We start from the raw sequence: 12,995 nt of genomic DNA on the forward strand, positions 1-12,995 counted from the left end.
CATATGGCTCATTCTCTGGTGTCAAAGATACGAGAGAGCCAGAGGTTTGTTCCCATTGATAAGTGACTATAGCGGTACTTTCTTCATTGATTTTAGGGCTTAATTCAACTATGTTACCGGCCTTAACCGTTATATCAGCAGGCAAATTAAAGCTAAATACAGCATCGGTTGATGTCAATGTCTCACTTGAAGAGGTTGAGGTTGAGGTTGATGTCTCACCTGAAGGGGATATTGAAGACCCACTATTACATGCTGTCAAAAATGGTAAACAAAATAAAAACAGATGAAGAGAGTTAATTGTGATGGAGAAGTTTTTGAAATAAGTCACCGTATGCCCTTCTGAATTTAAAATGCAGCGATTGTAATTTATACTTACAAAAAGTAAATATCTATGCTGACTAATGTGTTTGTTTTAGTGGCTTTTGTCACGTTGTTGATGTTAGTTGTGTTGCGTTCAATCTGAATCTTAAATTATTGGTGGATTAATATGTTGGTGAGCAATACAACATCAGTTGTAATTAGGGTGGTTAAAAACTGGGATGATTTTGGTTCACTAAAAGAAGATTGGCAAAAATTACTTGTGCAATCTGATGCTGATAACCTATTTTTGACTTGGGAATGGATCGATTGTTGGCGAATAACGCAAGGCGAGTCGATAAAGCCCCTTATTATCGTGATTCAGGGCAGTGAAGGCATTGTGGCTATTGCCCCTTTTTATATACAAGAGTACCGCTTAGCTGATTTACTGACTTATCAGGCATTACGATTTGTGGGCGATAAAGGCTCTGGTTCGGAATACTCCAACTTCATTGTTAAAAAAGAAGACAGTATCGCACTTAAAAGCAGACTCTGGGAGCATCTGCTCAGTCCTGAGGTTAAACCGTGTTGGGATTTTATCTGGTTCACCAATGTAAAAGCTTGGGCTGAGGGCGGGCAAACGCTGCTGCAATCATTAGTTAATGTAAAGGGGCTCAACTGCAATCAACGTAGCGTCGAGTTTGCTCAGACTCCTTTAAGCAAATACTCTGCTGATATAATGCCCGAGTTATCCAAAAATTTACGTGCTAATATTCGCAGACCTAATCGTCGCCTGGATAAGCTTGGATCTTGGGAAATGCTGACTTGCAATGGTGATGATGAGATTAGTGGACTTCTTGAGCAACTATTTAGCTTACATAATAAACATTGGTTACATGCTGGATTAGGTACCTTTGAGCGACGCCCTGAATTAGCTGATTTTTATAGGATTTTTGCACCTCTGGCTTTAAAAAAAGGCTGGTTGAGATTGCTGAGACTTGAAAGTCACGGTGAAATTCAAGCGATGCAGCTTGGTTATGTATATAACAACGAATTCTTAACCATTCAAGAAGGGTTTAATCCTGATTTTATTCCAGGCGTTGGACAAGTATTACGTTATTATTCATTCACTAATTGTCAGAAAGAAGGGCTAAGTTGTTATGATTTTTTGGGTGTTTATACGGAGCATAAAAGGCGCTGGCTTGCCGAAAAAAAACTCGGTGCCAATCTTTTTATCTGGCAGAATAAAATTAAAAACATCCCATTTACTATTAAAAAAATCTGGCCTACTGGACGTTATCTCAAACCACTTTAATCCTTATCAAAGCCAATGAACAGATGTTGTAAATTGCTGGTTCGCCACTGTTTTCCCCGTGGCTATTAAAGTCGTAATTGGCGTTCTTTGGTGATAGCCGCGGCTTACCCAGCCTAGTGATACATGATTAGGATCTTTGTGCCACTCTCCTCGACGCGCTTCTAACGTTAAGTTATCAGGTAAAGTTATCATCACTTTAGAATTGCCTAATACAAGACTACAAACTTGACCATCAACCTTTATTTTAGAGCAATATTCCGATAGATGGAAATAGAGCGCAATATCATGGCTTCCTTGTGCTTGTATTTGATCTGTTATTTGCAGCTCTTTTTGTTGTGCATTTAAATTTAAACTACGTTGATGGGTTACGGGGGAGGCTAGACGTAAATAGCCATTATGTACTCCAGTGACGATTCCGCCTCTATTATTTGGCTGCCAATCTGTACATTGTGCTTGTGCATGTTTTTCCCACATAAATGGGCCAGTCATAACAGATTGATCTAGCCCATCCACCTCGATTGTATTGTGAGCTTGTGTCTTTCTAAAGTGATCACGCCAATTCGGAAAACTGTAATAATCATAGGTGCCGCTATCGACTAACAAATCTTTACCATTGAGGCGCATCACTATACTTAGCGCATCCGCATGGCCATGAGCGGCAATGGATGTGTAGCCAAGTTCAGCACAATCAAATAAAACACTCACCTGATCATTAGTATTCAGACTACCGGCTTGTAGTAAATAATAGCCAGATTCAGCAAATTTATGGGATGTTAAAGGAGGAGGCTGTAACGATAGCGCAAGTTTTTTATCTTTGCCCCGTTGATTAAATAACCAAAATGCAGATTCACTTGCTTGTTGAGCGTTGATGCGAAATATTTCATTATCATAAAGGTGTGAAGCAAGATCGCAAAGAGCATTGATATCATGAACATGATCACCAAGATCTAATACATAGCCATCATCTTGGTCACCTAGCATAGGGTAGTCCTCTCCTCCTTGTGCAATGATGGCGATAAATTCAGCGAGTTTATTTAATGTATGTTGGTATGCAGGCGAAAAATCATCCCCATGCCAATGCCCAACTTGTGATGAAAACAGGTAAAACTGGAAAACAAAAAATTGATAACTAAAACCATGCTCTCTAGTGCAGCCATCTGCAAAGGTTTGCGCCTGTATTTCTGTTTCTAAAACGGCTTTACTTTTTTGTTGCCAAATTGGCGCATCTTTTAACATTGAGAAATAACTGGCGGCAATATAAACACCTGCAGCTTCTCCGACTAAATGATTGTTCGCTGATGAGCCTTGTGAAAATTTACCACTCACATCTCGACAATGTAGATAGACGCTATGTAACAAGCGAGTTTTAAATTCACCGGCAAATAATCCGGAATCGAGAATTAAATCAATTGCCCATACCCAATTAATGATTCTTATACCCAGTTCCAGCGGGTTTTTCCAGTTCATGCCATAACCGTATGGATTGGCATCCAGCCAATTCGTTATCTGAGTGATGACGCATTGTGCATATTTTAAGTCACCAGTAATCTGATAAGCGCGTGCTAATACAACAAATTGATGATGACGGTTAGGCTCCCAAACTAACTTGCAGTCACCATTTTTTTTAATATCACGATAATTGACCGACATGATCGAAGCGAGGCTGGTTTGTTGTCCTGTAGCATGATCTTTATGCCAGTTAATCGGTGTTTCTAAATCCAGATCATGCAAATCAAAATAGCTGAGTTTGTGCTGTAAAATTTTATCTGCTTTAGAGAGTAAGGCAGGGCGCCATTGACCATTAAATTTTTCAATATCGCCGACAAAAACACGGAATGGCGGAGAAAATGGGGCTTGCTCTTGATAACCTGCTTGAAATGTAGGCGTTGCAACAATGTTCATCTTTACACGGATATCTTCTAACAGCGCGGCAGATAAGGATGTGACACGCCAAGTTATTTCTTGTATTGACATCGTTTTAATACGTTTTACATACCAAGATAAAGATTGCATAGGGCTTCTTATATAGATTTTTGAATATTAATAGGTTGTTCGCTAAATGCGATTGCAAAGTCAGTCATTATTTTTAAAGCCTGGTCCTTATCTTCATTATCGTAATCAAATTCGATGGCGATTAGTGTGGCACCTGGCTGACCTTTTATTGCAGCTTGCACCTCATACCACTTAGCCATTTTTTTGTCAGTGATATAATGGCCATCGACAAAATACCAATATGCGATCATCCGCGAGCGGTAATTATTTCGACGCAGTGTCAATAACTTGAACTGCTTAAGCACAGAGGAGGGTAACTCAACAGTTTGCTCTTCAACATTGAACCAGCGGTTTTTATCAAATAAGCTATTTTCAACAAAAATAATCTCTGCGCCTTGGTGTTGCTTGGCATAGTTTGCCAAGTAAACTTGAAGTAAATTCTCGCCCTGTGAAAAATAGCTAAACTCTTCACTTGTTGCGCCTTTTGATATAGGAGACCAGTTATGACTGGTCTCATGATTAAGGCCTACTTGCGCATAGTGAGGAACTGTCGGTAGTATAAATTTATATTTCGGATCAAAGCGAGATGAGATGATTTGTGACATTGCAGCAAAAATTAGAAGTATCAGCGATATCGAGGCTAGGTACCCTTTATTAATACCCTTATTTTGATTTATTAATTTTTTCTGGTCGATATTATCGCTAGTACGCTCTCCAAAGTAGGTATGGCCGATAATGATTAGCGGAATAAAGCAGGCAGCAAACACCAGCCAGCCGAATGTTAAATGGTCTTGCACGATAAAATGTTGCATCGCGGTTTGACTGCCAACGATAATGATCACTGTTATGCGGATCCAGTTCGCGATAACCGCAAAAATAACAGCTAAAAAGAAAAAGAGGATCGCAGCTTTTCGAGAAAGGTTATTAATCTCAGCAACAAAAACAGCATATAAAGCAGAAGCTAAAAAGAAACCGAGCCCTGAGCACGCTTGCTCAACAATAAAAGTTCCTCCCGGGGTGATCAGGTTATAGCCGTCACGGATTATTGCAAAACCCAATGTATCTACACTGTGAAAACTTACCCAAGTTGAGATATCCCGCAAAGGTATTTGTAATACATTCCAAACAGGTAGGGTCAAAAAAATCATCAATAAGGGAAGGAATAAAGTGTTAATGATTTTAAGACCATAAAGGGAAAGTAATAAAGCCACTATCACAAGAAACAAGCCCAGTAGCTGCAACTGACCAATACTGGCAAGGTTTGCGACCAGCAGTAACAGACTAGCCGCGCATAAGGGGAGCAGATTCAGAAAATTGCCGCGGGGGTATGCAAACGCCTCTTTTTTTATCCAAAAAACATATAGCGCAAGTCCGAATCCTAATAAACCATGATTATAAGGGCCTGCACTTGACCATTCATCAGCAAGATCAAAAAGTACGAACGAATTAACAGATAAAACAAATAAAAAATTTAAAATGAAAAACGCTGCTATTTTCCAATTTCGAACCCACATATAATTTTCCCTAATAACTTCGGATCATTGCGAATGAAAAAATACCTTATTGTATTATTTCTGCTATCCAGTCTTAGCAGAGCTTTATGTTTCAATTGTAATCATTCTTGCGACAAGGATTTTCCATGCAACGATGGACAGTGGAGATAAACAATCAATAATTCTAGCATAATATACCCTATTCATTAGCTGTATGAATATTCTTTCTACAAGGTGTTTTTGTGCACTTAGTTGATTATTATCTGGAAATTAGAAGTGTGTATTATTTTTCGAAAAAATAGTTGATTGGCAGTGCTACAGCTCTTGTTCGAAAGTGATATCATATGATGACAAAGATCAATATTTGATTATACTCTCATTTTTGATTTATCATTACAGATCTATCACGATATTTTCGACTATGGAGAGTAGTTTATGTCAGTATTACAAAGCGAGGCGGATAAAACCTCACTCTCGACGTATCTTGTTACACAAGATAACGTCTGTTTATTCGGTATTAAAGTTCACGTTCTAAGTTCATCGCAAGCCCTCGACAATGTTGATAGTGCGATAAAGAACAGACAATCCTTACATATCGGCATGTTAAATGCTGCCAAAATTGTCAATATGAAACGCAACCCTGCCCTTGGCGAAGACGTCCGTAGTTCAAATATGATCCTTGCTGACGGCAGTGCCGTTGTCATGGCCAGTAAAATTCTAAGAAAAACCTTACCTGAACGTGTTGCCGGGATTGATTTAATGCATGGCATCTTGAGCCGTGGAAATAAAGAAGGCTACCGTATATTTTGTCTTGGTGCGACACCTGAAATATCGGCTAAAACAGAATCTGAAATTCGTAAACAATATCCAGGTGTCATTATTGCAGGCACTCAACATGGTTATTTTAGTGACAGTGAAGAAGCCACTGTTGCACAACAAATAGCTGATTCTAATGCCGATGTTTTATTTGTTGCTATCACCTCCCCCAAAAAAGAGCAATTTATGGCGCGCTGGAATAAAACCATGCGTGTGCCGGTTGTACATGGCGTCGGCGGTTCATTCGATGTATTAGCGGGAAAAGTACAGCGTGCACCACTAATTTGGCAAAAATATGGCATGGAATGGCTGTATCGCGTGGTACAAGAGCCCGGGCGCTTATGGAAACGCTATTTGATCACCAACACCTTGTTCTTAGGCATGTTAGCCAAAGAGCTGTTTCTTCCTAGCAAACCTCTCTAACCAATAAAATTAAGACGCCGAATTATGAGCAGTAAAAAACAACAGTTAATTTATTTAGCCGCAGCCAGCCATTCAGGCTCAACCATGACCGCTATGCTGCTTGGGGCGCACCCTGATTTATGCAGCGTCGGAGAATTGAAAGCGGTTAATTTAGGTGCTAAAGAGAGTTATTTATGTTCATGTAAAACGTTAGTCAGTGAATGTGCTTTCTGGCAGGGGGTTAGTGAAAAAATGGCTCAAAGGGGCCAGGATTTTTCAATCTCGGCAGCAGGTATGGATATTCGCAGTGGTGCAACTCCCTATATATTAAAATTGCTTAAGCCGTTAGTGCGCGCGCCATTTATGGAATTGATTCGAGATTGTTTACTGTCGCTTTCATCAACATGGCGCAAGCAATTACCGATATTACAAAAACGTAATGCAGATTACGTCAGTGCAATAGCAGATCAAGCAGATGCTAGGGCTGTTGTTGATTCTTCTAAAATCGGTATTCGTCTTAAATATTTACTAAAAAACAAAGATCTCGATATCAAAGTGATCTGGGTAGTGAGAGATGGTCGTGGCGTGTCGTTAGCCTATAAAAACCCCTCTGAATATGCCGATGCGAAAAATCCGATGTTACGTGGTGGCGGTGCAGGTAAAACCCAAGAGCAGGGTCGTGGCATTGAAGTGGGCGCGCATGAATGGGTGCGCTGCAATCAGGAGACTGAAGCTGTATTAGCAACCATGGACAAAGAAAAGTGGATGCAGGTTCACTACGAAGATATTTGTAACAGTACCGAGCAAACATTAGATCGTGTTTTTGAATTTATTGGTGTTGATCCGACAAAAAAACGGTTGGATTTTAAAACAGTTGATCATCATGTGGTCGGTAATGGTATGCGTTTGGATGATTCTGAAGTTATTCAGCTTGATGAACGCTGGAAAGAGCAATTGAGTGAAACGGATCTTAAATGTTTTTATGATGTGGCAGGTGAGTATCATAAAAAGTTAGGTTATACGGAATAATATTGATGATTAAACCGACTACAGTCGTAAAACCTGAAGATCTAACGGGACAAAGTCGTTTTGCTTGGAATTTGATGATCAGCTGGACAAGCCAGTTGGTCTTGATCTTTTCTGGTTTTATTATGCCTCGGCTGGTGGATGAAAAAGTTGGGCAGGCAGCATTAGGCATATGGGACTTTGGTTGGTCCTTTGTGAGTTACCTGACTCTAGTCGGTTTAGGTATGGGGGCTTGCTTTAATCGTTACATTGCGATGCATCGTGCTGCTGATGAAATAACCGCCCTTAACAAAGTGGCGAATTCAGTTGTCTTTGTACAATTGGTTATTGCTTCTGTGGTAGCGATGACCACAATTATATTTTATTTTTCTTTACCGTATTTTTTTGCCGGCTCCTTACAAGAACAGACTCAAACCGCACAATGGGTAATACTGTTTTTAGGATTTAGTTTATGTATGCAGATGCTTGCTGGTTCTGCTCGCGGCTTATTAACAGGCTACCATCGCTGGGACATTCACAATGCATTGCATGCAGGGGCGAGTATTTTCTCGCTGACATTGATGGTGTCCGCCTTATATTTAACGGATTTAGGCGTAGCGGGTATGGCGATAGGTTATTTTATCTCGACCATTACATTTGAAACATTACGTTTTGTTTTTGTAAAAAAGATATGTAAAGAGTTCATTTTCAACCTTCGTTTAGCAAATATTGCTACCTGTAAAGAGATGCTCAAATTTGGTATAAAAAGCATGTTATCAAATGTTCCCCCTATCATATTATTACAAACAATTAGCCTTATATTAGTTAGCTCAATAGGGCCTGCGGCCTTAGCTGTTTTTGCAAGACCAATGGCGCTCACAAAGCATATTAAAACATTTATGGCTAAGTTCACTTTGATGTTAACACCTACTACCGGTGCTATGCAGGGGAGTAATGATCCGAAAGCGATTCAATCACTATTTATCAATATGACTAAGTTGAGTTTTGCTTTTTGTTTACCCGCGTTGGGATTTTTGTTTATTTATGGGGATCAAATATTGACGCTATGGATGGGAGAAAATTACGCATCTAAAGAGTTAATGATGATTTTATCGGCGGGTACACTGCTTTCAATGGGCCAAGATAGTTCAATTCGAATACTAATGGGGATGAATCGCCATGGCCGAATTTCAATCATTGCGTTGTTCGGTTTAATTATCGCCTTTGTAATAGGTTTGTTATTTACAGGGATTAGTAACTTGGATCTAACAACGGCGGCGATCTTGTTTGTTGTGCCGATGAGTTTGGTTTATGGTCTGCTGGTGCCTGCTTATACTTGTCGTGAGTTAGGGATCTCTTACTTGTCGTATCTATTTCAAAGCTTACTATTACCTGTTATCTACCTGCTGCCATTCTTCTCCTTATTATCTTACTCTCGTTATTGTTTTGAGTTAAATAACCATGCATATGCATTATTTGCTTTTATTTTTGCAGTGATAGTGACGTTGGGAATCTACTTTGTTTATCTTGTTCCTTCTCGATTACAACGAAAGTGTTTGTCTGCTTGCAAGCTAATCAAACCTTAAAAGGCGGAATAAAAATTAATGACAGTATCTTTACGTAAATATCCCTATCCATACCAAGCCATGCTGGCCATCTGCAGTGATTTAGATGAAACACCGAACAAAGAGATTTACTTTGAAACAGCGCGTTACTTAAATACCACGGAAGAGACCTTGTTAGGTAAAGGAGTAGGACTAGAGGTGGGGAATACTATCTATTTTGATATGCCAGCGCATAACTTCTCTTATACCAATAGCGATGACGATGGACGGCGTAAAGTCCAACAACTGATTCAATCAGGTCATATTGACTGTTTGCATTCTTTTGGTGATTTTGTCACCAGCAGAGAGCAAATCAATAAATATTGGTCTTCGATACGGCAAGGCGAAAGAAAAATAGAGGTATGGGTGGATCACGCCCAAGCAGCTACTAATTTAGATAACGATATTATGCAAGGCCAAGGTGCGGAGATTGGAAAATCGGCTTATCATGCTGATTTAACAGTACAATCAGGGGCGCTGCCTTTTATATGGAAAGGGCGTGTAACCAGCTGTGTGGCGCAGAATAGCAAACGCAGTTATGCTAGTATTTTTAACCGAAAACAGTTTAAAGCTTCGAGTAAAACCATTTTATTGGAATTTATTAAAGGATGGTTAGCGCGTTTAGGCAATAAAAAATACGCCATGCATAAAGCCAATAAAGTATTAAGAAAAACAACACTGATAGATGGCACGCCTGTTTTAGAGTTTATGCGTTGTAACCCCTCGTGGGGGGGGGTGTCAATGTTCGATACTGCCAGAGGTATTCATAATGTATTAACCCCCTCAGTATTAAACACCTTAGTGACAAATCAAGGTTGCAGCATATTTTACAGCCATTTGGGGAAAGTTAACTCAGTGACCGAACCTTTTACCTGTGAAACTCGGCAAGCTTTCGAATTATTAGCCAGTTATCAACATAAACAGCAGATTTTAGTAACTACAACACGCCGTTTGTTAGGCTATAACCGCAGCGTGGATGAACTTGATTTTGTGGTGAAGCAGCAAAGAGATGAAACACAGATTCATCTGACAACGGCTTACAGCGGTGAAGATCTTAATGGGCTTACTTGGTATGTTGAAGAGCCAGAGAAAGTACGTCTGTTTATCAATGAAAAAGAGTATTTTTTTTTACAAAACAACCCCGTTGACGAGACTGGAAAGTTGAGTGTCTCTATCGCATGGGTTTTTTTATTGTTTCCATGTTTGAATTTAGATCGGAACTAACATGAAAAAAGCATTTTCCAAGAAAAATTTATGGGGAGCCATGCCAGAGCCACTGAAAAAGTTAGCCGGATTAGCACTCTCCCCTATTCCTCTATCCTATTTAATCGGCAAAAAATTTCGTGACACCTCTGCATTGATTTTATCTGCAGATAAATGGTCAAGAAAGCAAGTTGATCAATATCATTTGAGCAAATTAAAGGATCAGGTTCAAATTGCTTATAATAAATGTGCGGCATATCGAAAATTGTATGATGATGCTGGCATTGTCATCTCTTCATTGCAGACACTGGATGATTTTAAAAAATTGCCCTTTATCGATAAAAGCTTCATTAACAACAATATTGATGATCTTTTACTTGTTGATAAGAACGGCTCTGATGTGGATTATGTAACAACAGGAGGAACCAGCGGAGTACCACTAACATTTTATATTAATGCTGGTCGTTCACAAATTGAATATGCCTATTTGGTTGATGGCTGGAAGAGGGCCGGTTTTAAACTTGGTGACATCAAGGCTGTTTTACGTGGGCGAGTGACAGGTGCTAAAAACGGGTTAAATAGGAGTTACGATCCGATTTTTAATGAACATTATTACAGTAACTTCCATATGCACGAAACGGATATGCAAAGTTATGTAAGTCATCTGCAATCATTAAAAGCATGTTTTTTACATGTTTACCCCTCTTCAGTTTATCAACTTGCCCGTTATATAAAAAAGAAGAATGTCGAAATAAGAAATGTAAAAGCTATTTTGGCAGAGTCTGAAAATGTTTACCCTGAGCAACGGAAGTTTGTTGAGTCTGTTTTTAATTGCCGTTATTTTTCTTCCTATGGTCATTCTGAAAAGCTAGTCGCAGCAGGAGAGTGTGAACATAGTTCTAATTATCATATTTGGCCTACTTATGGCTATCTAGAACTGATCGACGAACAAGGCAATGTTATTACACAAAAAGGTCAGGTAGGCGAGATAGTAGGTACGGGGTTCATGAATAAGGTGATGCCTTTTATTCGTTATAGAACTGGTGACTATGCAGAGTATGTAGGCCGTTACTGTGATAAGTGCAAACGAAATCATTTAATAATTAAAGATATCCGTGGGCACAATGTGCAGGAACATTTAGTTGCCATTGATAACAGTACTATTTCTTGGAGTGCAATTAATATGCATGATGATACTTTTGATGATGTTGTTAAATATCAATTCTATCAAGACACACCGGGCGTTGCTGTAATCAAAGTCGTTACTAATGACAAGTTTTCAGAAATTCAAGCACAGCGGATCGTTGCAAACATAGGCGGTAAACTTAAGGGCCGTATCAGCGTTTCGCTAATAGTCGTTGATGATATCGCGTTAACTAATAGAGGGAAATCTGTATTCGTAGATCAACATATTAATGTATCAACAGGTGAATAAATAGTGATAAGAATTACACTCTTAACTTTGTTAATTGCATATTTAAGTGTTTATGCTTGGAAAGATTGGTTTAGAGGCGCTTGCTGGTTGGTATTACTCATGGCTGTTTTTCAACACCCTGATATGCCTAAATCTATAGCGGGTATACCAGGCTTAAACCATTGGAATTTTTTATTTTTAAACGTGGTTTGTTCATGGTTAGTAAATCGCAAAAAAGAAAAATTAATCTGGGAAATGCCTAAGCATCTTAATTACCTGCTGTTTTTTTACGGTTTTTTTATTCTAATCAGTGTCATTCGTTACTTGAATGACCATTCCGGTGTTGATGAGTTAATCGCTACTTTTGGTGGCTCAGCTGATTATGGTGTAAATGCTATTAATGAATATTTGATTAATTGTTTTAAATGGGTAATTCCAGCAATGATCATATTCGATGGTTGCCGCAGCAAAAAACAATATTTATTTGCCGTTACAATGTTAGCGTTAATGTTTGTGTTATTAGCTTTGCAAGTTGTCAAAGCAATGAAGTTAGGCTCTCTGACGATGGGAGGAGATGCTTTACAGTTAAGGGCACTTAAGATCGTCTCTAATAGTGTAGGCTTTCACCGGGTGAATATCTCCATGATGATGAGCGGAGCTTTTTGGGCAGTATTCTGCTTAAAGGAGTTCGTAAGCCGCAAATATTACTGGTTGCTGATTCTCCCCGGTTGCCTAATTATCTTTTTGGCAATGGCTGTAACTGGTGGGCGAACCGGGTATGGTACTTGGCTTTTGTTGGGGGCCTTCTTTTGTTTATTTAAATGGCGAAAATATTTATTGTTAGCCCCGATCTTACTGCTTCTTATCACCACTATAGCGCCTTCTGCCATTGAAAGATTAATGCAAGGCTTTGTGGCAGAAGAGAGTGGAGGTTTTGCTCAGAATGACGATGTAGATTTTCAAGAGGGTAATGTAGATTTCCAATCGGTTACCTCCGGGCGAGTAATTGCCTGGCCATTAGTATTGGACTCCATTAAAAAAGCGCCTTTTGGGGGGTATGGTCGTGAAGCGATGAAAAATTTAGGGCTTACACGACAAATAATGCTAGATTCTGGTGAAAGTTTCCCTCATCCGCATAATGCCTACTTGCAGTGGCTCCAAGATAATGGCTTTATTGGTGCGCTGCCGGTATTTATTTTCTATTTTATTATGCTGAAATATGCATGGCGCTTATTCATGGATGATAGCGATAAGTTATATGTTGTTACAGGAGGAATCGGTCTGGCATTATTACTGGCTTTTTTAATTGCGTCAACGGGCAGTCAATCTTTTTACCCGCGAGAAGGTGCCGTAGGTATGTGGGTGGCAATAGGCTTACTACTTCGGGTGTATATTGAGCGTGAAAAACTAAAAAAAGGCGGCGTAAGTCTGTTATTAACAAGTCAATAAGTTTG

Annotated in this window: 9 protein-coding genes; 7 read left to right on the top strand and 2 right to left on the bottom strand. The window is 39.3% G+C overall.

Annotation, left to right across the window (positions count from 1 at the left end):
* The first annotated feature begins 487 nt into the window (after nt 1-487).
* A complete protein-coding gene (locus ACJAT7_RS03340) occupies nt 488-1,612 on the top strand; it encodes a GNAT family N-acetyltransferase (protein WP_415225380.1) in 1,125 nt (374 codons plus the stop codon).
* Nucleotides 1,613-1,618: 6 nt separating this feature from the next.
* On the opposite strand, the gene ACJAT7_RS03345 is transcribed toward ACJAT7_RS03340, so the two are convergent.
* On the bottom strand, nt 1,619-3,625 hold the full coding sequence (locus ACJAT7_RS03345; protein ID WP_415225381.1) for an alginate lyase family protein: 2,007 nt from the start codon (nt 3,623-3,625) through the stop codon (nt 1,619-1,621).
* Between the two features lie 8 nt (nt 3,626-3,633).
* Nucleotides 3,634-5,118 (bottom strand): exosortase C-terminal domain/associated protein EpsI, encoded by a 1,485-nt coding sequence (locus tag ACJAT7_RS03350; RefSeq protein WP_415225382.1) that lies wholly within the window; start codon nt 5,116-5,118, stop codon nt 3,634-3,636.
* A 414-nt stretch (nt 5,119-5,532) separates the two neighbouring features.
* On the opposite strand from ACJAT7_RS03350, the gene ACJAT7_RS03355 reads away from it, so the two are divergent.
* The 6 genes from ACJAT7_RS03355 (at nt 5,533) to ACJAT7_RS03380 (ending at nt 12,990) form a co-directional block, all read left to right on the top strand.
* A complete protein-coding gene (locus tag ACJAT7_RS03355) occupies nt 5,533-6,336 on the top strand; it encodes a WecB/TagA/CpsF family glycosyltransferase (protein ID WP_415225383.1) in 804 nt (267 codons plus the stop codon).
* 24 nt (nt 6,337-6,360) lie between these two features.
* A complete protein-coding gene (locus ACJAT7_RS03360) occupies nt 6,361-7,344 on the top strand; it encodes a sulfotransferase (RefSeq protein ID WP_415225384.1) in 984 nt (327 codons plus the stop codon).
* Between the two features lie 5 nt (nt 7,345-7,349).
* Nucleotides 7,350-8,906, top strand: coding sequence for a lipopolysaccharide biosynthesis protein (locus ACJAT7_RS03365; RefSeq protein WP_415225385.1), 1,557 nt, complete (start codon nt 7,350-7,352; stop codon nt 8,904-8,906).
* Between the two features lie 18 nt (nt 8,907-8,924).
* Complete coding sequence (locus ACJAT7_RS03370; protein ID WP_415225386.1) at nt 8,925-10,148, top strand: hypothetical protein; 1,224 nt, start codon at nt 8,925-8,927, stop codon at nt 10,146-10,148.
* Between the two features lies 1 nt (nt 10,149).
* A complete protein-coding gene (locus ACJAT7_RS03375) occupies nt 10,150-11,562 on the top strand; it encodes a phenylacetate--CoA ligase family protein (RefSeq protein ID WP_415225387.1) in 1,413 nt (470 codons plus the stop codon).
* 99 nt (nt 11,563-11,661) lie between these two features.
* Nucleotides 11,662-12,990, top strand: a complete 1,329-nt coding sequence (locus tag ACJAT7_RS03380) for an O-antigen ligase family protein (protein ID WP_415225388.1) — start codon at nt 11,662-11,664, stop codon at nt 12,988-12,990.
* Nucleotides 12,991-12,995: the final 5 nt, after the last annotated feature.

This window comes from Psychromonas sp., from assembly GCF_047632995.1.
GTDB lineage: Bacteria > Pseudomonadota > Gammaproteobacteria > Enterobacterales > Psychromonadaceae > Psychromonas.

What these genes read in the sequence shown, in the direction of transcription:
- ACJAT7_RS03340 (WP_415225380.1), top strand. Translation starts at nt 488, where the DNA reads ATGTTGGTGAGCAATACAACATCAGTTGTAATTAGGGTGGTTAAAAAC.
- ACJAT7_RS03345 (WP_415225381.1), bottom strand. Translation starts at nt 3,625, where the DNA reads ATGCAATCTTTATCTTGGTATGTAAAACGTATTAAAACGATGTCAATA.
- ACJAT7_RS03350 (WP_415225382.1), bottom strand. Translation starts at nt 5,118, where the DNA reads ATGTGGGTTCGAAATTGGAAAATAGCAGCGTTTTTCATTTTAAATTTT.
- ACJAT7_RS03355 (WP_415225383.1), top strand. Translation starts at nt 5,533, where the DNA reads ATGTCAGTATTACAAAGCGAGGCGGATAAAACCTCACTCTCGACGTAT.
- ACJAT7_RS03360 (WP_415225384.1), top strand. Translation starts at nt 6,361, where the DNA reads ATGAGCAGTAAAAAACAACAGTTAATTTATTTAGCCGCAGCCAGCCAT.
- ACJAT7_RS03365 (WP_415225385.1), top strand. Translation starts at nt 7,350, where the DNA reads ATGATTAAACCGACTACAGTCGTAAAACCTGAAGATCTAACGGGACAA.
- ACJAT7_RS03370 (WP_415225386.1), top strand. Translation starts at nt 8,925, where the DNA reads ATGACAGTATCTTTACGTAAATATCCCTATCCATACCAAGCCATGCTG.
- ACJAT7_RS03375 (WP_415225387.1), top strand. Translation starts at nt 10,150, where the DNA reads ATGAAAAAAGCATTTTCCAAGAAAAATTTATGGGGAGCCATGCCAGAG.
- ACJAT7_RS03380 (WP_415225388.1), top strand. Translation starts at nt 11,662, where the DNA reads ATGGCTGTTTTTCAACACCCTGATATGCCTAAATCTATAGCGGGTATA.